Annotated in this window: 16 protein-coding genes and 1 pseudogene; 1 reads left to right on the forward strand and 16 read right to left on the reverse strand. The window is 56.0% G+C overall.

Annotated elements, in window-relative coordinates; translation table 11 throughout:
• The first annotated feature begins 62 nt into the window (after positions 1 to 62).
• Positions 63 to 875, forward strand: a complete 813-nt coding sequence (locus ACZ1HJ_RS06560; RefSeq protein WP_472722170.1) for a CE1 family esterase — start codon at positions 63 to 65, stop codon at positions 873 to 875.
• Positions 876 to 881: 6 nt separating this feature from the next.
• Here the strand turns inward: ACZ1HJ_RS06560 and ACZ1HJ_RS06565 are convergent, their stop codons facing one another.
• From ACZ1HJ_RS06565 to ACZ1HJ_RS06640, 16 genes and pseudogenes are all read right to left on the reverse strand, one after another.
• Positions 882 to 1409, reverse strand: coding sequence for a hypothetical protein (locus ACZ1HJ_RS06565; protein ID WP_472721510.1), 528 nt, complete (start codon positions 1407 to 1409; stop codon positions 882 to 884).
• Between the two features lie 8 nt (positions 1410 to 1417).
• On the reverse strand, positions 1418 to 2767 hold the full coding sequence (gene mdoH / locus ACZ1HJ_RS06570; protein WP_472721511.1) for a glucans biosynthesis glucosyltransferase MdoH: 1350 nt from the start codon (positions 2765 to 2767) through the stop codon (positions 1418 to 1420).
• Positions 2764 to 4299 (reverse strand): OpgD/OpgG family glucan biosynthesis protein, encoded by a 1536-nt coding sequence (locus ACZ1HJ_RS06575; protein ID WP_472721512.1) that lies wholly within the window; start codon positions 4297 to 4299, stop codon positions 2764 to 2766. The genes mdoH and ACZ1HJ_RS06575 overlap by 4 nt, the downstream gene beginning before the upstream one ends.
• Entirely contained in the window at positions 4286 to 5521 is a 1236-nt protein-coding gene (locus ACZ1HJ_RS06580; protein WP_472721513.1) for an OpgC family protein, read from the reverse strand. Before ACZ1HJ_RS06580 ends, ACZ1HJ_RS06575 begins: the two co-directional genes overlap by 14 nt.
• Positions 5522 to 5525: 4 nt before the next feature.
• Entirely contained in the window at positions 5526 to 6887 is a 1362-nt protein-coding gene (locus ACZ1HJ_RS06585) for a tetratricopeptide repeat protein (protein ID WP_472721514.1), read from the reverse strand.
• 132 nt (positions 6888 to 7019) lie between these two features.
• Positions 7020 to 8236: pseudogene (locus tag ACZ1HJ_RS06590) on the reverse strand (CaiB/BaiF CoA transferase family protein).
• The gene (locus ACZ1HJ_RS06595) at positions 8220 to 9905 is read right to left on the reverse strand and encodes a thiamine pyrophosphate-binding protein (protein ID WP_472721515.1); all 1686 of its coding nucleotides are present in this window, start codon (positions 9903 to 9905) and stop codon (positions 8220 to 8222) included. Before ACZ1HJ_RS06595 ends, ACZ1HJ_RS06590 begins: the two are co-directional and overlap by 17 nt.
• 276 nt (positions 9906 to 10181) lie before the next feature.
• Entirely contained in the window at positions 10182 to 11270 is a 1089-nt protein-coding gene (locus ACZ1HJ_RS06600; RefSeq protein WP_472722171.1) for a flagellar basal body P-ring protein FlgI, read from the reverse strand.
• 23 nt (positions 11271 to 11293) lie between these two features.
• Positions 11294 to 12301, reverse strand: a complete 1008-nt coding sequence (locus tag ACZ1HJ_RS06605) for a flagellin (protein ID WP_472721516.1) — start codon at positions 12299 to 12301, stop codon at positions 11294 to 11296.
• Between the two features lie 3 nt (positions 12302 to 12304).
• The gene (gene flgK / locus ACZ1HJ_RS06610) at positions 12305 to 13759 is read right to left on the reverse strand and encodes a flagellar hook-associated protein FlgK (RefSeq protein WP_472721517.1); all 1455 of its coding nucleotides are present in this window, start codon (positions 13757 to 13759) and stop codon (positions 12305 to 12307) included.
• A gap of 52 nt (positions 13760 to 13811) precedes the next feature.
• Entirely contained in the window at positions 13812 to 15107 is a 1296-nt protein-coding gene (locus ACZ1HJ_RS06615) for a flagellar hook protein FlgE (RefSeq protein WP_472721518.1), read from the reverse strand.
• A gap of 95 nt (positions 15108 to 15202) precedes the next feature.
• Positions 15203 to 16060, reverse strand: a complete 858-nt coding sequence (locus ACZ1HJ_RS06620) for a flagellar motor protein MotB (RefSeq protein ID WP_472721519.1) — start codon at positions 16058 to 16060, stop codon at positions 15203 to 15205.
• 83 nt (positions 16061 to 16143) lie between these two features.
• Positions 16144 to 17466, reverse strand: coding sequence for an aspartate aminotransferase family protein (locus tag ACZ1HJ_RS06625; protein ID WP_472721520.1), 1323 nt, complete (start codon positions 17464 to 17466; stop codon positions 16144 to 16146).
• Between the two features lie 20 nt (positions 17467 to 17486).
• Positions 17487 to 19886, reverse strand: coding sequence for a GcvT family protein (locus ACZ1HJ_RS06630; RefSeq protein WP_472721521.1), 2400 nt, complete (start codon positions 19884 to 19886; stop codon positions 17487 to 17489).
• A complete protein-coding gene (locus ACZ1HJ_RS06635; RefSeq protein WP_472721522.1) occupies positions 19883 to 22276 on the reverse strand; it encodes a GcvT family protein in 2394 nt (797 codons plus the stop codon). Before ACZ1HJ_RS06635 ends, ACZ1HJ_RS06630 begins: the two co-directional genes overlap by 4 nt.
• A complete protein-coding gene (locus ACZ1HJ_RS06640; protein ID WP_472721523.1) occupies positions 22276 to 23796 on the reverse strand; it encodes a trimethylamine methyltransferase family protein in 1521 nt (506 codons plus the stop codon). Before ACZ1HJ_RS06640 ends, ACZ1HJ_RS06635 begins: the two co-directional genes overlap by 1 nt.
• Positions 23797 to 23877: the final 81 nt, after the last annotated feature.

Consider the following 23877-nt stretch of genomic DNA (forward strand, 5'->3'; position numbering starts at 1 on the left):
TGGGTTTGCAAAGGACTTGGGTAGCCGTGAAAAAGTTTTGGTCTTTTGGTGCGATTATGGCGATGGCTATTGGCACCGCGTTTCCTAATGTTGCAGCCGCTTGCAGTGCTTCGACACCATGTGAAGTCACCGGTGGTGAATACTATATCGCTGCGCCGGAAGCATCAGAGTCGAAAGTGCCGGCCATTGTATTTTTGCACGGGTACGGAGGCTCGGGCGAGGGCGTTCTGCGCAATCAGGGGCTGGTAAATGTACTCCAATCAAGAGGATATGCGGTGATTGCCCCAAGCGGCATGAAACGTGAAGGCCGCAATGGGCGCAGTTGGTCGTTCCATCCCGATTTATCCCAACGACGAGACGAGGCATCCTTCTTGATTGAAGTGCGCGATACCGTGATCGCGGACCACAACATTGATCCCGACAAAATCATTTTGTCTGGGTTCTCTATCGGCGGCTCGTTAACCAGTTATGTTGCGTGCTCGGTGCCAGATGCCTTTTCGGCCTATGCACCGATTGGAGGCAGCTTCTGGCGCCCACATCCGACGGGCTGTGTGGGCCCCGTTCGCCTGTTGCATACTCACGGCTGGACGGATGGAACCGTGCCGTTGGAAGGCCGCGTTTTACGCGGTGACGACATCCGCGATAAAAACGCGTTGGCGCAGGGTGATGTGTTCCATGCGATGGATATATGGCGGCAAACAAACGAGTGTGTGCACCTCAAAGCCGACCGTTTCCAGACCAACGGCGCCTTTTGGCACCGTAAGTGGGAAAGATGCCAGACTGGTTCCGCTTTGGAATTCGCCCTTTTCCCCGGCGGGCACGTGATTCCAAAGGGTTGGGCCGATATGGCGTTGGATTGGTTCGAGGGTCTTTGAAGCTGCTTATTCTGCGGCAATCGCTTCGGGCGCGTTTTCCAGCAAATATCGCATCCGGGCGCGCTCCGTCTGTGCAGATTTGAAAATGCTCGGCTCACGCAGAGTATTGGGAGCATCCAGCCGAAACACACAAGGCGCAAACCCCGTGACGCGTAGAGCGCTCAAGCGCGACAGAGGGGCTGAGAGGACAAGGCTGAACGCAATGATCGAGAGCCAGGCGGACGCGTAGCCGGCAAGTATTGCAGCGGTCAGCGCGAGGCCAAGCAATAACTCTAATCGATGAAACCAGAGTGAGTGCCACCAGCCATACCCATTGCCGCCGCGAGATTGCGGGGTCCATCCAGCCGAACGGCCGAGGATCGCTTGCATCACCGCAATGCTCTGCTGAACCATCAGAATGGGCGCGAAGATCACGGAGCAGAAGATTTCAAAGACAGCCGTCGCCAGAAAACGGCCCAATCCGCCATAACTGCTGCGGGTACGTCTTTGCAGGCTCAGGACGATGATGCCAGCAATTTTTGGCAAAAGCAGCATGCCGTAAATCACCGCCAAATAGACCCAGCCGCTGACCTCGCTGGCTTGAGGCCAAACTGGTGCGAGGGGTTCGCCGCCGTAAAGTACGATGTGCTGTCGGTTTTCATGATGCCCAGCATCGACCAGATCAAAATCAACGCCAGCCACGCTGGAGACAGCAAAAACGCAACAGCACCTTGCAGGAGGTGAAACCGCGTCAGTGGATGAAATCCTCTTGCCGTAAGCAAGCGCAAGTGCTGCAGATTGCCCCGACACCAGCGTCTGTCGCGCAGCGCGTAGTCGATCAGGGTTTGAGGTGTTTCCTCGTAACTGCCACCGACCCGTGGCAAAAACCGGACGGCCCATCCCGCGCGGCGCAGCAGACCTGCTTCTACGAAGTCATGACTGAAAATAAGGTCTTTGCGTCCGTTCCGGCCCCGCAGGTATGGCAGCTGAGCGCTATCCGCAAATGCACGGGTTCGGATAATCGCGTTGTGACCCCAATAATTGCCCTCGCTCAGCGACCAGATTGCAAGGCCTTCCGCCAGAAGCCAGCCATAAACAGCGCTCGAAAACTGCTGCATCCGACCAAAAAGTGTTTCGGAGCCGATCAGGGATGGGTAGCTTTGCAGCAAGCCGGCATCGGGATCATCGGCAAGCTCTTGGGCCAGATGCCGGATTGCGGCACCACTCATCAGACTATCCGCGTCCAAGACCAGCATGGCGTCATATGCCGCGCCCCAATTTGTAATCCAATCCGTTAAGTTACCGACTTTCTTATCGGCGTTTTTGGCGCGCCTGCGATAAAATACGTTCAGACCCCTTGGGCAGGCCGCGCGCAACGCAAAAAAAGCACGTTCCTCCTGCACCCCGATATCGGGATTGTTGGAATCGCTCAGGATGAAAACCGAATAGCTCGAGTTATCCGGTCGCGCAGCCAGGTCTTTAAGCATCGCGTGGGCATTGCCGAAAACTTCCGCCGGTGTCTCATTAAAAATCGGAACCAGCAGGGCCACTTTCATGTCCGCCGAACCCGCGCGTTTGGGCCTCTTGATCTGCGCACGCGTGCCGATAACCCGTCGGATCAGCCCCAAGGTGACCGTACTGACAGACAAAGAGACCCAGATAAACGTCAAACCAACGAGAACGATCACGGCCGTTTCCATTAAAGTAACGCCGCCCGATGCGAACCAGTCCGTGATCCCAATAAGCAGGGATACTGTCAGCGCAATCGCAGGTGCAAAAGCGCCGATCCGCCACAGCCTGTCTGTCCAAGAAGCGCGGTAAAGCGCGCGAGGCTCGGGCGACACGCCAAAATCCTGCTCGCGCATGTGCAACGGTGCGCGTTTTGGCATATGAGCAGCGGCATACTGCGTCATGGCGTCCACCGGTACAGCCAGGTTTCGGACAACGGCGCTCCGTCACGCCGCAACTGTGCCCGAAATTCGATTAGTTTCGCGTCGCCGGGATGAAACTTGAAAGCAAGCCGCGGTCCGCCGGTCTCCGGGTTGCGCTGCAATACACCGTCGGACACATCACCCGAACTTGCGGAAATCAACTTATCGACCTTGTCCAGTTCATCCGGGATATTCGGCCCATCTTCAAAGTCGATGGCAACGATAATGCCGCTTTCGAACGCACTGCCGATACGTGTGTTCAGAACCTTTAAACCGCGGCCATACTCGCTTTGCTGACCCCAAGTGAGCCGGTAATTCAAAGCGTGTTCTTCGCCGGGCAGCCAATCCTCACGCGGGCGCCAATAGACCGCGATATTGTCGTAAATTTCGCTGTCTGTCGGGATTTCTACCAGCGTGACTGAGCCTTTGCCCCACTCGCCTTTTGGCTCGACCCAGAGGCCGGGGCGGCGGTGATAGAGTGCCTCAAGATCTGCAAAATCGCTGAATTTTCGCGCTCTTTGCATCAATCCGAAACCCTTTGGGTCCTTGTCGACAAAGGCGCTAATCTGAAGCGTCTTGGGGTTGGCCAAGGGCCGCCAAATGGTTTCGCCCGCTCCATTTCGGATCAGCAGGCCATCTGAATCGTGGACGGCCGGGCGAAAATCGGAAAACCGGTCGCGGTTGGTCTCGTCGAACTGAAACATCGACGTCAGTGGTGCAACCCCGACATTCCCCATTTCTTCGCGCGGGAAGAGACGCGCTTCGACTTCCATCACCAACGGTTGGCCGGGTGTGATTTCGAACTGGTACGCCCCGGCAACACTTGGGCTGTCCATCAACGCGTGAACCACAAAGGTTTCGGTGCCTGGCGCTGGTTTTTCTAACCAGAACGCCTCGAAGTTAGGAAATTCCTCGCCCTTTGGGCCCGCCGTATCAATGGCCAAGCCGCGCGCAGAAAGACCGTAGATGTCGCCTGTGCCGATCGCGCGAAAGTAGCTGGCACCCTGAAATGTCAGAAACTCCTGGTAAATACCGGCCTTTTCAAGCTCCGCGCGCAGGCGTAATCCGGAATACCCCAAGCTGCCATCAATCGGCAGATTGGGAAATTTGTCGGTTCTGTCGAATACTTCGAGATCAAAGAGCAGCGGACTTGCCATCCCATTTTCCAAGACTTCGATCCGGATCGGATGCGGGAAATAGAGACCCGGCGCAAAAACGTCGAGGCGAACGGGCGTGTCGCCTTCCCCCTCCCAAAGCGCATTGCGGACATCGAACCAGATACTGCGATAGTCCTCGTAACTTATATCGGTCCATGCCGCGGGAACCCGTGGCCGCTCACGGTATGGCCTTGCTGCACGCCTTTTGGCCTTGGCAATAACCTGGGCCGCATCAAACGGGCGTGCGTCACCAACGCTGAGGCCGGGCTCTTGCTGAACAACTTCCTGGGTCGTCTGGCCCGCGGCTTGCGACGCGGCCAACGCCATCAATCCTGTCAAAACCTCACGCCTGAGCATTGGCTTTCACCTTTTTTGTGCGCCAGGGCTGTGATTTGAACCAGGCGGTCCCGTAAGCGATCGCAATGATCGTGGCAAAGCCAAGAAGGTTAACGAGGAAGATGGACAAATGCGTGCGCCCGACGAGATCCAAAAGCACTCCGAGGAGGCGGGCAAGAAACATCGACGAGATGAAAATGGCCAATGATTGCTGTCCAACTTTCATGATCATGGCGAGAGTTCCGCGCCACAACCTTGCGAAAATGCCATTTCCGTTTGGCGGCAGGATATTCACGCCTTTGGGTCCGACCAATACCCACGCGACATAGGCCGTCGCAAGAAAGTGGACGTATCGCAGGATGCCAAAGTTGGTTTTGGAGATCAGGAATTTCCAATCCTGACGGATGTCGAGGAAAACCGTGAATTCGCGGTAGATGCGGAAATACGCAAAGGGCAGCGTGATCAAGATGATGGCAACAGCTGTCCAAAACAGTCGCTTGTTGACAGGCGGCGCCGGGATCCAGCCGGACATGAAGGCGAAGCCTGTGAAAAAGATCAATTGCCATCCAAAGGGATTGAAGAACCAGCCACGGTCAGACCACGGTTCGGCAGGCAGGTTGAAACCGTAGAGGTTAGGGGCCAGCCAGAGCGCGATTGAGGCTGCGATCATCAACCCCACATGAACCCGCGCCAGGGCATACATGGCCGGTAGCAGTGCGAGAATGACCAGATACATCGGTAGAATATCAAAGTAATTTGGCACATAGGTGAGCGTCAAAAGCCCCACCAGATTATCCGGTGTGTTTTTGAAAAACGGATATAGGTTGAGTTGCCCGATATAGTTGCGGCCATCGGGCAGAGCGGCGTTCAAAGCCACCATTGTTGCGGCAATCGCGAAAAACAGTCCTATGTGGGCCCAATACACCTGCCATACGCGATGCGCGACACGCGCCGTTCCCATCATCAGTCCGCGCTCTGAAAAAACGCGGCCGAAAGCGATGGCAGATGCCATGCCCGAACAGAAAACAAATGTTTCCGTTGCATCAGAAAAACCAAAGCGAGCAGGGATCCAAAGCGTCAGCCAGTTCCGCGGAATATGTGCGACCAAAATGATGAACATCGCGATACCGCGAAAAAAGTCGAGTCGCGGATCGCGCACACTGGTCACCGGCGCGGCTTTGGCCGGTGCAATATTGGTATCTGCCTGATTGGGCATGTTCAGGGGCGTCTCTGCAAGGCTCATAAAATTACTGTGCTGCTACAGCCGGATCTGCCATACGCGCGCCTTCGATCAAAGCCAAACGTTTATCGGCAAAGGCATCCGGCGTCCCGTCGCGTAGGCGGGTCCGTGCCGAAATCAGACTTTCTGCATCGCACAGACGACCGGCCCGCAGAGCTGCCTCGATTGTCAGTCTCTCAAAAATATCGCGTTGTGCGTGGCTTCCGCCCATCTTCTGGAACTGGGGCTGTGCCATCCGAAGATGCTCGAATGCCTGTGCGTATTGAGCATCACCAAAAGCGGCCAAACCCTGTGCGGCGGCTTGGCCTGGATCCTTCATTACCGTGGCTGCGTCCGTATCAGCCGATGCATCCCGGGACACGCGTGCGGTCAGTTGTTCAACAGCGTCGGCGCGATTGTCGCCCATCAGTGCCAACATGTAGTGCAAATCCGCGAAAACCAGACAGCCATCATTGCTGCGGTTTTCGGCCAGTTCAGCCAATTCAACCCAACGGTTGCCAACATCAATACCCTCAAGCTCCAACCTCATCAAAAGCGAGCTAGCGTTGGAAAAATCGCGATAGTCATCTGTTTTTTCGTGCCGCACTTTTTGGTCATAAATCTCCATGACATGCGCGTGGTCACCTTGGTCCAGATGCAACAGGGCCTTATGCCACCAGACGTGAAACCGGAAGTTATTGCAGTGGTTCCATGCGTCTACGTTTTGCTCAATCAAAGCGATCCCGTGGTCCGGCCTGCGGGTCATGTCGTAAACATGTGCGACCGCGTGCAGCCCCCACGCGTCATCCGGCGCAAACTGCAGTGCCTCAAGACCAGTGGCCTCCGCAAGCTCATAGCTACCCGTTTCTTCCTGTGCAAATGACAGGCATCCAAGCGCGTAGCCGCGTAACGTATGATCTTTTCCATGCGCCGACATCACGGCTTCTACAGAGTGACGCATACCGTGATTGTCACCCATGATAAAACGGATGGCATGCGAAATTTTCATCGACATCGTGTCGGCGGGGTTCAGTCCCATCGCGCTTTCCATGTGCGTGATCGCTGAAAGGGGGCTTCCTTTGCACCATGCATCCGCAGCCTGACACCAAAGACGCTCGCGCTCTGTTGCTCCGCCTGCAGCCAAAGCTTTTTGCGCCGTCTGGTTCGCATCCATCGCGACGGAGACCAGTTCGCGTCGTCCCATCATCATTGAAAAGAGACTTTTTGCAGCATGCGCCATGGCATAACCCGGTTCGGCCTCTAAGAGGCGACCCAGATGCACGGGCGTGGCTGTTCCGTGCGCCAGAAAGGCCCGAACCATTTCGTTCCAGTCATCCAGCGCGCTGGCCTTGGTGAGGCTGACTGGACAGGTACAAACATCATAAAGCATCGGCGGCCCTTTGGATAAAACGTGTTAACAGTTAGTTGTCACCTAACCAGAGAACGGGTCATTCGCACGTCACATGGCCGCTATCACGCGATTTTGTGAAGTAGTCTCACGATTTAGTGATAAAACGAGGCATTAATCCTCCGACACGTCATGCCTTGTGAAACCTGGTAAAAGGTCCGGTAAAGCACCAGTATCTTGGCCGAATGTAGGCGGTGGGGATCTGTAAGTCACGGGTGTTTTCGAAAATTTGAGCGGATTGCCTAATAAAGAGACGCTTCCTTTGCGTGTTTGCGCGTGTGCCATCTGGACGACAGTTTCACGGGCATGCGCCTGATCCGATCTCAATGCTTGCTCAACGTTGTGAATGGGGCCGCACGGCACGTTGACGGATTGTAACTTTTCAAGAATGTCGGCCACTCGTAATTTGGAAAGTGTTTCAGAAATCTCGGTGCTTAGTTGCTCGCGATGCTTGATCCGGTCTGGATTTGTCTGAAATTCCTGTGTTTCGGCAAGGTCAGGCCGGTCCAGAGCTCTACAAAACCTTTGATATTGGGCGTCATTCCCAACCGCGATGATCACATGGCCATCCGTTCCGGCATAAACATCATAAGGAACGATGTTGGGATGCGCATTGCCACGTCGTTTGGGCAACGCGTCGGATGTCAAAAAATTCGTTCCTTCATTGATCAACCATGCCATTTGCGCGTCAACCAAAGCGAGGTCGATGTGTTGGCCTTCGCCCGTGGCATCGCGATGCCGGAGTGCCGCCAGAATACCGATCGTAGCGTACATTCCGCACATCACATCAGCAATTCCAACGCCCACTTTCATCGGCGGGCCTTCGGGGGCGCCAGTCAAAGACATGATCCCACCATATCCCTGTGCCATCAGATCGTATCCCGGCTTATCCCTATTTGGACCTGTTTGGCCGAACCCGGAAATCGAGCAATAGACCAATCGCGGGTGAGCAGAACAAAGCGTTTCGAAGTCCAAACCGTATTTTTTCAAGCCGCCGGGTTTGTAGTTTTCGATAACCACGTCCGCATGCTGCGCAATTGATTGCACAAGGTCTTGTCCTTCGGGCTTAGACAAATCTGCAGCGATCGAGTGTTTGTTCCGGTTGGCCGCCATGAAATACGCGCTCAGGTCGCTCTCGCCTTCATGCATTTCGGCATAGGGGGACCCCACCCGCGCGTGTCATCCCCGCCGGTTTTTGGGTTCTCTATCTTCAGGACAGTCGCACCCATATCCCCCAGCAACTGCGTTGCCGTCGGGCCAGCAAGAATCCGTGACAGGTCCAGGACAATCAGACCATCCAACGCGCCTTTGGTCTCAGAACATCCCGTCATAGGATGTCCTCTCGATTTCGGCTGCGATCAAGGTAAAGGTTTCTGATTGTTGCGCATCGGCGAGCGCCGCGCGTAATTCATCCTCTGATGTCACACAATGCCCCTTGCCTCCGAAAGCGCGGGCGACGGATGCAAAATCAACGCGTCCAAAATCGACCCCGCGATTGTCCATCTGGCGTTGTCGTTGTTTCAGCTCGATCAGGGCAAGGCTCGCATCTACAAAAACCACGAATATGGTTTTGAGGCCCAGTTCGGCAGCCGTTGCGATTTCGCCGGCAACCATCAGGAAACCCGCGTCACCCGAAAATGAAACAACTGTGCGATCTGGTTCGACAATTTGCGCACCAATCGCGAGTGGCACGGCACATCCCATCGTGCACAGGGCAGACGATTGCGTCAGAGCCCGTGGGAAATTGCATTGCCACATCTGTGACAGCAAAATGCGGTGGGCCCCGCTGTCAGCGGTCAAAAGCGTATCGTTTGGTAGTGCGTCCTGACACGTCGCAATGACAACGTCCGGGCCCCACGCGTTTTGGACGGAAAATGCCTCTTGCAAGGCTGTACGCGTGGATGATGGTGAACCACAGGCCCAACTATCCTGCGCTGAAAGAGGCAGAAGTGCTTCGAGCGTTTCCGTGCAGCTTCCAATGAAATTGAAAGTCGCTTGATGCATATAGTGGTGGTTTGGTTCGGCGGCGATGTCGATGATTGTCTGCTGCGCCGGATCCCACGGGTTTTGCCATCCCGTGCGCATTTCTATTGGGTCGTACCCGACGGCCAAAATGACATCTGCCTCACGTACGAGAGGCAAAAGGAACGTATCCGCTTTTGGCGACAGACCTGCGCCCCCGAGGGCCAATGCATGACTTTCTGGGATGAGACCCTTGGCCTTGTATGTGGTGATGACAGGGGCGCCCAAACGTTCGGCGGCTTTCGTCAAAGCATCGCCGGCATTATCTTCTACAGCATCGACGCCCGCCACGATCAGAGGCCGGTTGGCACCGGCCAACGCGATTTTGGCTTGTTCCAACGCATCGCCGTGCGCAGGGCTCATCGGCGCTGCATCCGGACGCAAAACACCTCCACCCGAGGCTGGGGCGTCTGCGACACTTATCGGCACATCAATATGCACTGGTCCTGGACGACCTTCAGTGGCAATTGAAACTGCCTTGTCGGCGATCACATGTGCGGCACCCGCCGACAGCGTAAACGTGGCTTTTGTGATGGGTCGGAACACTTGAGGTTGATCGAGAACTTGATGGGTATAAACATGCGCTTCGTCCGCATCCACCGCGCCCGTAATCACAATCATGGGGACGCGGTCCTGCCTTGCATTTTCAACCACATTGATCCCATTTAACGCGCCCGGACCAACAGTTGCGATCAAAAGCCCCGGGGCGCCGGTGCGGTGGTATGTGCCTTCCGCCATAAAGCCGGCTGCATTTTCGTGTTTTGCCAGAACAAAGGTAATTCCGGCCTTTTCCAAGGCATCAACCAGGGTCAGGACTTCGCCGCCAGGCATGCCAAAAGCCCAACGGCACCCTTGTTCAAAAAGACGTCGCGCCAGCACATCAGCGGCTCGTGTCGAAATATCTGCCAATGTCTTAACCCATACCCGTGATGTGTCGCGCCTTAGATGCCGCGTCAGGGCGGCGCGTTCAAACCACATTCTCGTGTATCAAATTACTGATATTGTAAAGCGTTGCCAGTCACAGGTGTCTGCAGGTTTGACGATGCTGGCAGTCTTGAACTGCGGGAAAAGGGCCTAGATGGGTGTTTAGCCTTTTGAGCCGGAGCATATCCAGTCGCAACTCATCAGAGAGTATGCGGACGGCACGCTTGGCAAAATGGGGAGGCTTTTCGCGGCCAGAGTCCGTTAATTTGAGGGCACCACCAGTTTGGACGACCAAGAGCCCAATTGTCATGGTCAATCCACACTTGGCGTTTACCGCACGACGAATTCTGCATGCAGCGCACCCGCTGCTTTGATGCTCTTTAAAATGTCAATCATGTCGCGTGGCGACACGCCAAGAGCGTTGAGCCCAGCAATGACCTCTGACAAGGATGTTCCCGGCGCTACTTCAGCCAGTCCAATCCCCGGCTCTTCCTGGATTTCGGCATTTGTTCTCGGGATCACAACGGTTTCTCCTTCAGCAAATGGATTTGGTTGGACAACCAGCGGTGCCTCCTGGACCCGCAACGTCAAGTTCCCTTGTGAAACAGCAACCCGCGAAATTCTGACATCATCCCCCATAACAATTGTGCCGGAACGTTGATCAACGACAACGCGCGCCTTTCTTTCAGGTTCGACCAGAATATTTTCGATCTGGCCAAGCGCATGAGCCGGCGAGCGCGCCTGAGTTTGATTGACATTTAACTGTACGGTCCCGGAATCGAGCATGACGGCAACCGAGCGACCAAATGAGGCGTTGATGGCGGCCTCGATCCTTGCAGCGGTTGTGAAATCTGGTTCGCGCAGCGCCAATCGCATCGTGTCCAAAGACGCAAATTCGAAATCGATTTCGCGTTCAACCCGCGCGCCAGCAGGGATCACCCCTGCTGTCGGGACGCCTTGCACTACACTTCCCGCGTCACCTTCCGCTGCGGCGCCACCTGCAATGATCGTACCCTGTGCGACCGCGTAAATCTGACCGTCGGCCGCATTCAGAGGTGTCATAACCAACGTACCACCGAGCAAACTTTTTGCATCCCCAATGGCAGATACTGTTACGTCAATCTGCCCGCCCGCCCGTGAAAACGGTGGCAAGCTTGCTGTAACGAAAACTGCAGCCACGTTTTTAGGTCGGAATTGTTCGCCGGTTATGTTCACGCCCAAACGCTCTAGAATGTTGGACATGATTTCCTCGGTAAACGGCGCATTCCGAATGCCATCTCCGGATCCATTCAGTCCCACGACGAGGCCGTATCCAACAAGATCGTTGCCTCGTACGCCATCAAACTCGACCAGATCCTTAAGTCGGATTGGCCCGGCTGTTACGGACGTGGCAAGGGTCGCAATAAGAACGAAACGCAGAAGTTGGCTAAAGAGTTTTTTGATCACAGGAAATTCACCAGGCTCAAGCGCGATGAACGCGCGGTTAAAGTGTATAGTGTTTCGAGTTGTATTTGAACGTTTTCAAGCTCTGTCGCTGTTTGGAATTGATCCACCGACAAAAGACCGTTTCGAGCAAATTCCAGGCTGCTCATTTCGGTCGTAATCCGCGTCAACGATTGATCAATCCGCGACTGAGCAAAGCCCAAATTGGCACGGACACCAATCACCTCATCTTGCATGGTCAAAAGACGCTCGCCGGACTGCTGCGCAAGTTGCGTGCGATCCGCATTGTTGAGCGTAAGCGACGCATCATCAGCCAACGCCGCTAAAACCGTGTTTTTCAAGATGTTTCGGATGGCTGGATCATCGGCTCTGAAATCCAGCCGCACAGATTCTCCTTCTCCCAACTGATAGGGCGAAAGAAATGTGGTGCCACCTTGGTAAATCAGAGTGTCAAAGTCACCGCCCGGCGTATCAAAAAACGCATCAAGCGCGGTGAAAACATCCGCGGCTGTGGTTGCTCCTGCCAGCGCCGTGCGCACTTCCGTCAAAAGCGTGTCAGCAGATTCCAAAGGGGTCGCTTCGATATCGGTGCCGCTGAACAGGGAACGTCCTGCGATTTCTGTGTTCATTGCTGAAATTATGGTGTCCAAGGCACCACGACCTTGCGTGGCAATGGCGTCGATTGTGATGCCGCCCGTCGTCGCGCCGGCAATGATAGCAGCCGCACCCAAATCGCCAGCGGTGTTGTGAACAACTTCCAGAGCGGCTTGCATGGCCGTGGTTGCAATCCCGGCTTCGTTCGCCGCCCCGCGATAGCTCTGCAACACGAGCAAATCATGCTCAATATCGGATAGATGACCGAAATTTCCCGACAATTGGCGGGTAACATCAGCCGCGCGGCCGCTGGCCAGCTCTTCCGTGAGGCGGGCCATTTGTTGTTTCAACTGAACATTTTGCTGGCGGAGTTTGAAAGTTTGCGCCAGATCACCAAGGGATTGTATGTTCATGTGTTATATCCTCAAAAGGGCTTGCATCATTTCATCGAGCGTTTGGATCATCCGCGCATTTGCAGCGTAGCTTTGCTCGATCAGGAGCAAACGTTGGGTTTCCGCGTCGGTGTCGACGCCACCTTGAAGTTCAAGCGATGACAGTTCGCTTTGGCGTGCCGCTGCGAAGCTGATATCCTGATCCAAGGTCAAGCGTGTCTGCCCAATGCGCGAAACGAAACTGGCGGAATGCCCAGCCAGTGATCTGGAAGTCGCACCAAGATCGCCGGACGCCAACACGCCGCCAGAACTCAGCGTCGATTGAAGATCCTGTAAAAGTGCCCCGTTTCCTGCGGGTCCTGGCACAGCGGCGCCCAACCCATCGCGCAAACGCCAAAACGCACCCCCGTTGTTGGGGTCAACAGCTGAATTCACGGCGATACGCCCTGCAATGCCCACCTCGTCCAAGGGATCAAACGCAGATCCGGCATCGGTAAACAGACCCGGATCACCCGGAGCCCGCGTCGCATCAAGACCGGCGGCTTGGAAACGCTCAATCAAGTCACGGGCGAGCGCATCTACCTGTGCATTGGCATCTTCACCCATGGCGTCGCGCGTTTCAAAGAGTGCCGCGAGCCTGCCACCAGCAATTGGGCTGCCGTCGCCCGATGGCGTGACGTCCAACCCGTTGATGGTCAGGCCGGACAAAAGCGATGCACTCAGTGTCATGTGAGGCGCGACAACGTTGGAGGTTGTGAAGCCCAAAGTTGCGGCCGTACCATCCAGCAAGACGGCCCCACCGGGCGTAAACAAGGCAACAGCGCCACCATCACGCGGGACCTGACGCACGGGGATGTACTCCGACAGCTCATCGATCGCCATCTGTCTTTGATCCTGCAGCGCCGCTATGGAATTACCACCGGGGCTGGTTGCGGTAATCTGAATGTTGAGGGTGCGAATTCGGCTGAGCGTAGAATTGACCTTGTCGACAGCAAGCCCGATGTCGCCATCCGCATTTGTCCGCCGCGTCTGAATTTCAGAGGAAATGTTGTTAAGGACATCCGCGAGTTCGCCAGCCCGCAAAACCGCGGCCTGCAGCCATTCTGTTGCTTCTGGCCGGCTTGCGGCAGAGACCAGGCTGGCATCGAAGGCAGCAATGCGACCTGAAAGTGAAGAGCTTTCATCCGGTGTGCCGACAACGCGTTCAAGTTGCTCGATAAATGCTGACCTTGTTTCAGAATGCGCCAATTGACTATCAGCCAGCCGTCTGTCGCTCAGAATACCCTGATCGACATGCCGGGTGATACCTACAATCGAAACGCCCCCTCGTGATCCAGAGGATTGCGAAACAAGTTCAAGTGCGCGAACGCCGTAGCCGGGCGTAAGCACGTTTGCCAAGTTTGTGGAAACGACGCCCGCGGCACGCGCGCTCGCGTTCAATCCGCTTACAGCATTGGATAATGCACCTGAAATACTCATATTTGAACCTCTGTGTTACGAAGGGGCAAAATTGCTTTGAGAACTACGAAAATCAGCGTTTGATGTTCGTCGTTTCCTGCAGCATTTCATCTACGGTCTGGATAACCTTGGCATTGGACGAATATGCCCGTTGTGTCTGGATCATGTCCGTCAGTTCACCCGCCACGTCGGTCGCAGATTCCTCGCGAGCAAATGAAACAATGTCGCCCGTCGGGCCGTCACCGGCATTCCACAGGAAGAATGTGCCACTGTCAGGGGAAGGCAGATAGGTCTGTTGGTCCAGTGACACCATGCCATTGGGGTTGGGCAAATCAACCAGCGGAACCTGGTAGATCACACGTGTGACGCCTGTATCAAACGAGGCGCGCACAAAACCATTTTCGTCCACCTGTGCTGAGGTCATGTTACCCACAGGTGAGCCGTCCTTAGAAATCGAAAGCGGTGCGAAGCTGTCGGAAAGCTGTGTCAGGCCATCGGTTGCACCAAGCTCGCCAATATTGATCTCGAGAGGGCCGCCATCAACGTTCACGATGAAACTACCGGTACCAGGAACATATGCGCCACCCGATACTGTCGCCACGTTCAGGAGCGTGCCGCCTGTGGCACGGGAATCATCGAATGTCAGCGTGTATTCACCGATTGTTGCGCCGCCTTGCGCGGAATCTGTCAAGGTCATCGTCCATTCATTGGACGAACCTGTTACAGGAACCGTTGGCACAAAGCTGACCGAAACGCTTTCGGACTTGCCGAGGTTATCGAAGTACTCGACCGACAAAAGTTGAGGGCTTCCGGTTGAACCTGCATCCGTTTCGGTTGCTGGCAGGTTTACGCCAAGACTGATCTCAGTAGTTGGTTCACCGGTCAGTTGGTTCACGTTGATCTGAACCGGCTCCAGGCCGTCACTCGTATCGCGAGGGAAAGAAGGAATGGTGCCATCCGGGTTTGCAGGCCATCCGAGCAGAACAAGACCCGATTCTGTGACCAAGCGTCCCTCTGCATCCGTGCGGAAGGAGCCGGTTGTGGTCAATTGCATCTGAGCATTGCCAGCTTCGACCTGCGCCGCGCGTGCGACAGGCAACATACCGCGACCGCGCACTGCAAGGTCAGTCGGGTTATTGGTTGAAACCAGAGAGCCGCGTTCGTCAATCAGACGTTGCGTGGTTGAACGCACGCCGCCGGCAGAATAGCTGCCACCATTGGAAGAAATGACCAGAGATTGAAAATCGGCTTCGACCCGTTTGTAGCCATATGTGGCCGAGTTGGAGATGTTGTCTGAGATCGCCGCAAGCCGCGTTGCGTTTGCGCCCAAACCGGCCACACCTGCATTCAAAGAGGAAGAAATTGTCATGGATACGCCTTTCTGCTGCACCAATTGTTATCGATGCTCAGGTGTAGGGCCGTCCGTTTAACAGCGCGCTAACAGATAAAATGCGTTGTATTTCCTCATTGGTCGGATCTCAGGAAGATGATTTCGAGCCGGTTGTTGCGGATCGCCATTGGATTCGGCACCGCCGGTTCTCGATCAGCATACCCGGTGACCCGCCGCATTTGCGCGTCTTCCACGCCCGCAGACTGCATCATGATGCGAACTTGTTGTGCCCGCGACATGGACAGATCCCAAACCGGATTGACCAACAATGGCACAGGTTCTGACCGTGTGTGACCTTCAACGGCAATGTGGTTTTCAACCATTTTCGACGCCTGAGCCAAGAGTGAGGCGATTTCCGTCATCAATGGGGTCGGTGTATTGGTTCCGACCTCAAACAACGGTTCGTTTTCCAAGTCAAAGATATCAACAATCAGGCCCTCATCGGTAAGGCGTGTTGTGACATGGCGCCTTAAAGCCTCCGAAATGGTGCTTTCGCCAGCCCGTCCTGTGAAAATTTCTTCAACTTCTTGCAGTGCGGATGTTTCTGCAGCTTTCGCCGCCGAATCTCGCCCACCATCCTCGGATGTCCCCATTTCACCGCGGGCTTGATGGGCCTCGGTTGGGCGCTGGTTGGTTGCGCCTGTACCGTTTTGAAGCAATGTCTCTTCGGAAAATACACTGTCGCCACCAAAGCTGCCATCACCGCCACCCGAGATCCGACTGATCGGAATCGTAGGGCTGAAGTAATCCGCAATACCCTTGCGTTGCTTTTCCGTTGTCGCGTTCAGCAGCCACATCAAAAGGAAAAAGGCCATCATCGCCGTAACGAAGTCAGCGTAAGCAACTTTCCAGGCACCCCCATGGTGCCCATCACCGCCCACTACCTTTTTCTTCTTGATGATGACTGGCGCCAGATTTCCTTGCGCACTCATAACTCACCACCTTTTATCTCACCCGACCCAATGGGTAACCGATCAGGTGTTACGGTGGCCTTAACATCTCAACTTGTCGGGATTTATCGCCGGATGCCACGAAATGCCTGGTCCAATCCTTCGGCGACCTGATCAACATCGGACAAAGAGAGGCACATCGGCGGAACCATCCTCAGACAGGATCGGAAGGCCCCTGATTTCGACAGGATTAGGCCACTTTCGCGCGTCGCCTCGAACACGGCGGCGGTGGTCTCTGCATCGGGTTCCTTGGTCTCACGGTCCTTGACCATTTCGATGGCAAGCATCAATCCACGCCCGCGGACATCCCCAATGGCGGCATGCCGTTTCTTCAATTCCTTCAAGCGCTCCAGCAGGGCTGCACCAACCGTTTTAGCATGATCCATCACATTGTCTTCACGGATCACTTGCAACACCGCGCGTCCAGCAGCGCATGCCGTTGGATTGGCACCATAGGTGTGGAACATGAATTTCTCGGCCATGGGCGCCGCGATTTCCTTGCGCGTCACAACGGCGCCCAAGGGGAAACCGTTACCGATGCCCTTGGCCATCACAACGATATCCGGCACCACGCCATCGGCCTCAAAACCCCACATGTGATCACCGGTCCGGCCAAACCCGGATTGCACTTCATCTGCAATATAGAGCCCGCCTGCGGCGCGCACCCGCTCAGCCGCGCCGGACATGTATCCGGGGGGCATTTCGATAATCCCGCCATAGCCCTGAACACTTTCGACGATCATGCCTGCAACCCGACCGGTGGTTTCGAACGTCAACGCACGCTCGATTTCTTCCAGATAGGGCGCCGCTCCGGCCCGTTCGCCAAAAATACCGCGGTACTGGTTGGGTTCGGGCACAAACGCGACATTGCCGGGCATGCCGGGATGCCGCCACCCGCTAATGCCTGTCACAGATTGCGCGGCGCTGGTGGGCCCGTGATAGGCGGAACGCAAGGCCAGCATATCCAGATGACCTGTGAACGTGCGCGCAATAGTCATCGCCAGATCCACCGCCTCCGAGCCCGAATTGGTGAAATGCACCACCCAGTCATGGCCAGCGGGCATGGTGGCGGCCAGCTCCTGCGCCAGATGTGCCGGAGTGGGATGGTAGAACATCGTGGTGCAATGGGTCAGTTCCTGCGCCTGTGCGGTTGCAGCGGCCACAACTGTCGGGTGGGAATGCCCAACGGAAACACACACATTCATACCAAGCAGGTCGATATATTTGGTGCCGTCCGTGTCCCAGAGATATTGCATTTCGCCTTTTCGGAACGCGATAGGCTCCGCGAAGGGCACGAACTTCTGTTGGCTTGCCGCGTAATAAGTGTCCCGCAGGTCTGCGATCTCATCCAACTGCCAACTTGTGGCCAAGGGCGCATGCTGTGTCATTTGTAAGGGTCCCTTTCAGATCATGCTTTCAGGCGTTTGTTTTCAGGGTCGAACGGCGCTTCATCCAAGATTTCGACAGCGATCCGATGTCCAAGCAATCCGATGCTGAGTGTCTTTGTGGGCCGCCGCCGGAGGAGTGCTAGGGCAATAGATTTTTGGGTCCGGTGCCCGAACCCACCCGACGTCACGATGCCAATCGGTTCATCCTCTTCATAAACCGGATGTGCATAAAACGGGTCCACATCCTTCGCCGCGACTTCCAACAAAACTGAGCGCCAGTCATCACGTGCATCGCGCTCTTTCATCGCGTCGCGCCCAACAAAATCACGTTCACCTGGGTTGACCAAATGGCCGACACCGCATTCGGTTGGTGTGCGCTCGGTCGTCAGATCAGCGCCCCATGCCCGGTAGCCCTTTTCCAGCCGCAAGGAGTTGGCGGCAAACGCGCCGCAACACCCGATGCCAAATGACTGCCCTGCGTTTTCGAGAGACAAAAACACCTTTTCCGCTGCGCTTGCTGGCAGGTGCAATTCCCATCCCAATTCCCCCAGATAAGACACACGCAATGCACATATGGCGTGGCCAGCGATCTGGATGGATCGCACATTTAGCCAATTGAAATCATTGGGGATATGCGTGACCTTGGAGAGGGTGTCACGAGATTTGGGACCCATAATGCCGATAACGGCGAGCGCTTCGGTCTGGTTTGTGACGTGTACATCCAATCCAGCGGCGTGTGATTTCAGGGCGTCCAGATCGATCTCTTCCGCCGCTGCGGCAGATGTCAGATAGGCATGCGTGTCGGACAGCATCGCAACCGTGAATTCCGACTGAACGCCCCCGGCAGGTGTCAGGGCATGCAAAAGGCCGACGCGTCCCGTCGACGGGGCGGAATTGGCGCCCAGTGTTTCAACAAAGCGCCGGGCATCCGGACCCGTGATGTCAAACTTGGAGAACACGGATAAGTCAGCCAGTGCGACAGTGTTGGTCACGGTTTGGACCTCATGCGCAACGGCGTCGAACCAGTTTGTCCGTCTGAAACTATGGGTGGCCTCATCCCCAACGGTGGTCGAAAACCAGTTGGGTCTTTCCCATCCATGTGCTGCCCCCATCACCGCGCCTCGTTCCACCATGAGGTCATGCAATGGCGATATGCGCTTGTTGCGCGCGGCGGGTCTTTCTTCAAACGGGTAATGCACGCCGAATTGCAAACCGAAACACTCTACCGCCTTGGCGATACGGTAATCGCGGTCCGCCCATGCGCCAAATCGCCTGCTGTCCACGGCCAGAGCGTCCATAGGCGGCGCGCCATGGGTCATCCAATGGGCCAGAAACCAGCCAGCGCCGCCGCCCTCCATAACCCCCATGCTTGAGCCAGTCAGAAGCCACGCATGATCCAGCCCATGCGCCGGTCCGATCAACGGATTGGCGTCTGGTGTGAAGGTTATGGGGCCGTTTATAACCGTTTTCACGCCAGCGGAGCTGAGCGCCGGGATACGCGCCATCGCGGCTTCGACGATATGTTCGACACGGTCCAAGTCAGGCGGCATCAAATCTGCGCCAAATTCTGGCGGTACCCCATCCACTGACCAAACCTGCGCATCGGCCTCATAGGGTCCAAGGATCAGACCATCGCGTTCCTGACGCACGTACCAGCTTTCTTCCGGGTCGCGGATTATGGGCAATTCGGGCATGCCGTTTTGTTGGCGATCCGCCACATCCGGCACCCGGTCTGTGACCAGATATTGATGCAAAACCGGGACGGATGGGATGTTGAGGCCCATCATGTATCCAATCTCCCACCCCCAGGTGCCCGCGGCATTCACAATATGCTGGCTGCGTAGCGTGCCCTTGGCGGTTTCGACGACCCACCCATCACCCTCGCGACGGATGGCATGCATCGGGTTGAACCGCTGAATACGCGCGCCATTTTTGACCGCCACCTGCGCCATTGCATTTGTTGCCAGTGTGGGATCGACATGACCGTCATCCGGTTCAAAAATACCGCCCAGCAAACCGTCCAACGTCGCCAAAGGATGCAGTTCGGCAATCCTGTCGGGCGTCAGGATTTCCAGCGGGTAGCCTGTAAAGTCAGACAGCCCTGCTACATGCCGAAACTCATCCATACGATCCGGATTGCGGGTGATCCGCATGGCGCCCGAAGGATGAAACCCGCAGCTCTGCCCGGTCTCTTCGGGCAGGATGTCGCGATAGAGCCGTACAGAGGTTGCCCGCAATTCCTGGATCGTGGCGTTATGCGCAAAGTGTGTGCACAGGCCCGCCGCATGCCAGGTCGAGCCATGGGTCAGATCGTTTTTTTCCACCAGAACCACGTCGGACCATCCGGCCTTTGCCAGATGGTAAAGGAGCGAAACACCCATCGCGCCGCCGCCAATGATCACAACCTGCGCATCACTCATCCGCGCATCCTTTCACCGGTCGGATCAAACGCAGGCTTGGCCAACGCGCGCGCCGTATAGTCCGTTCCCGCAACTCTGATCCTGAATGTGCGCGTGCAGGTCTGGGTCAGAGTTTCGCCTTGTGCGATGTCGATCAGCGCCAACGCTAGTGTGAGCCCTGTCCGGGGGCCGTAGGCGCCTGAGGTTGTCAGTCCGACAACCTTACCCGCTTCCACCACGGGTTCATCATGCAAAATCAAAGGGTGATTTTCGACATCCATCAAGACCAGCCGGCGCCTTACACCCTGCAATTTTTGCGTTTCCAGCGAAGGCCTACCCCTGACATTCTTTTCCCAATCAATGGTAAATCCCAACCCGGCTTCCAGCGGTGTGATCTCAGGGCCAATGTCATGTCCCCAATGACGAAAACCTTTCTCTATCCGGCACGCATCCACCGCATAATGCCCCATCGGTTGTGCGCCTGCCTGGATCAAGGCATCAAACACAATGTCCGCGTGGATGGTAGGAATGCTGATTTCCCATCCCAGCTCACCCACATAACTCAGGCGCGTGGCCTGACAGACAACACCAGAGATCGCTATGGTCCGACTGGTGGAAAAGGCGTTTGGTGTCCATGAGGCACCGACGATATGCCCCAATACCCTTGATGCGGCTGCGCCCATGACACCGATCACGACGATGTCTTCGGTTCTGTCCGTGAGCGTCAGTTGCTGACCCTTGGTTGCCCTCCGCAGCAGTGCATGATCCCGCCACCTCGTCGCGGCACCGGACGTGATCTGGAAGCTTTGGGCATCCACCCGGCGCACAGTGACATCTGCTTCGATACCGCCTGCATCATTCAAAAATTGTGTGTAGACCGCCCGTCCGACAGGAACATCCATTTGCGCACAGGCGATTGAATTCAGGGCTGGCAGGGCATCCGGTCCGGAGAGATCGAATTTGCCGAAGGGGGACAAATCGATCATGACACAGCCGGTTTCCATCTGGGCTACTTCCCGGTCGATGATATGTTGCCATGCCTGTGGGCCAATACTGTAGGGTAGATCGCGTTCGCTGGCGTCGCGCGCATACCAAAGACCACGTTCCCACCCGGCTGTTTGGCCAAAAACAGCGCCTTCTCGGGCCCACTGATCATGCAATTCAGAAGACCTTAAACCGCGCGCGGCTTTGGGTTGTTTGAACGGCCAGTGCATGTCCATCAAATCGGCAACGGCTTCTGTCATGCGCGCGGCCATGTGTGCGGGCTGTGCAGCCCTCGGATCAACGCGGGCGATATCGACTTCCCACAAATCCATCGGTTGTGCGCCGTCCACCATCCAATCACCAAGCGCTCGACCAATGCCCGCCGATGACATCACACCCACTGAATTCATGCCTGCCGCGACATAGAGGTTGTCGATATCAGGTGCGGCACCAACCAGTGGCCTGGTGTCATGCGTGAAGCTTTCGGGCCCGTTCATGAACCGTTGAATACCTGCATCTTTTAATCCGGGGATCAGATCGAGCGCGGCTTCCATAAAGGGCTGAAACTGGTCCCAATCCTCAGGCAATTCCAGAAAAGGCCGGTCGCTTTCCGGACCAAAAGCATCCCAGCATTTGGCATTGGGTTCAAAGCCCCCGATCACCAGCCGACCTGCATCCCCTTTGACATAAATACCTGTGTCCATGTCCCTCAGTACGGGCATGGGATTGGGCAAACCTGCGATAACGTCGGTGACGACATACATGTGTTCAACCGCCTGAAGGGGCAATGCCACTTTCAGTTCATCCAAGAGTGGCTTGGACCACGCACCGGCGCAAACCGCGACCTGCTCTGCATCGATTGTGGTACCATCGGCCATGCGAACGCCGATCACCGTGTCACATTTCCGCAAAATCGCGGATACTTCCGCGTTTTCGCGAATTTCGACACCGCCTGATTTTGCGGCCTTGGCATAAGCCATGCAGAGATCGACAGGATTTACGCTGGCATCTTCCAGCACATGCAAGGCACCTGAATGTCCCGATAGGTCCAGCATGGGCAAGGGGACCTGATTAGGCGCGATGATACGCGTTGTCAGGCCAAGGTGTTCGCCCAGGGATGCAATTCGATGCAACTCATCCATCCGCTCAGACCGTCGAGCCAGCCAGTATCCCCCGGTTTGGCGGTACCCAGTGGCCATACCAGTTTGCTTTTCGAGCTTTGGGAAAAGCTCAATCGCGTACATTGCCAATTTGGTCATGTTGGCTGTCGCCCGCAGGGGCCCAACGATGCCTGCGGCGTGCCAACTGGTGCCGCTGGTCAATTGATTTCGCTCGAGGAGCAACACTTCCTTTTCGCCGCGTGCGGCCAGGTGATAGGCGAGGCTCAGACCGATTACGCCGCCACCTATGATGATGCGGTGTCCCATCAGAAGTAGTCCATATCAGGCGTTTCCGCCTTGCGCCGGGCAATGTAGTCCTGCAAAGCGGCTTCAATTTCCGGATCAAGACCCGGGTCTTCGTACCGCTCCAGACGATCCTTCCAGATTGCATATGCGCGTTGGCTTGCATCCAATGCGCCGCCTGCAGACCATTGTTCGAATGAATCGTTATCAGGCGTTTCTGGCCGGAAGAGGGCGGTCAGGAAATTTTCATGGGTATGATCCGAGCCGAGAAAATGTGCGCCGGGACCGGTGCTTGCAATTGCGGCCATGGCTTGCGCGTTTTCACTCAGATCAATGCCCTCAAAAAACCGGCACAACTTACCGCAGAGATCAGCATCGATGATGGTCTTTTCAAACCCGGTCACCAACCCGCCTTCCAGCCAGCCTGTCGCATGGTTGATCACGTTAGCCCCGGCAAAAAGGGCCATCATCAACCCCCATGTGCCTTCCTGTTGGCTTTGGGCATCGGGTAGTTTTGACGAGGATAACGTGCCAACCGTATGCAGCGGAACGCCCAACCGCCGCGCCAATTGACCGGCGGCCAGCACCATCTGCCCCGCTTCGGGCGTCCCAAACGTGGGTGCGCCCGACTGCATCGACATCGTTGATGCAAATGACCCCATCAGAACGGGGGAGCCCGGGTTGATCAATTGCGCCAAAGCCATGGCCGCCATGGTTTCGGCCAGCACCTGTGCCAACGTGCCGGCGACCGTACAGGGGCTCATTGCGCCGGTTAAAACCCAAGGGGTGCAGGCCACCGGTTGACCCGCGCGCGCATTAACCTTGAGCGCGCCCGACATGTGCGCATCCATCACCAAGGGGGCGTTGGTGTTTGACACGCAATAAAGCACCGGATTTTCGGCAACAAAACCATCCCCAAACAAAATCCGCGCCATATCCAGTGCATGGCTTGCGCGTTCGGCGCCGATAAAGGCCCCCATGAAACACCGATCCGACCAGCGAATATGGCTATAAAGCATATCAAGGTGGCGTTTGTTTGCAGGCAGGTCCACGGGCTCGCATACAACGCCGCCGGAATGGTGCAGCCATGGCAAGGTTTGGTGCAGTTTGACAAGGCGCTCAAAATCCGCGTGTGTCGCGTAGCGCCGTCCGTGGTCCAGATCCTGCACAAATGGAGGGCCCCAGGATGGGCAGAGAACGGATGCTGCCCCTCCAATCTGCACGGTGTTGATCGGGTTACGGGCATGCTGCGCAAAAGACTTTGGAGCGGTGGCCATGATCGTCTGCCGGCAAAACCCCGGATCAAATCGCACGCGTTCACCCGTAACATCACATCCCGCATCGCGGAAGATCTGCAGCACTTCCGGGTCCCCCCGAAATTCCATGCCCGTGTCGCGCAAAATTTGGTCTGCGTTACCCTCAATCAGGCAAAGGCCTTCTTCGGACAAGATGTTGAACGTGCCTATCTTGCGGTCGAGATACGGCGCGCGGGGCTCAGGCGCGCGAACGCCCTTTCGTTGTCTTTTGGAACCAACTCTGGCCACTCTTTGCTCCCCTGTGCCAGATAACAGCTAGGCACAAGCCACTTGCGCAATCAATTCACCTGGGACAGCATTAGGAATTCT

The sequence above is a fragment of the Roseovarius sp. JB2-10 genome (assembly GCF_055693585.1).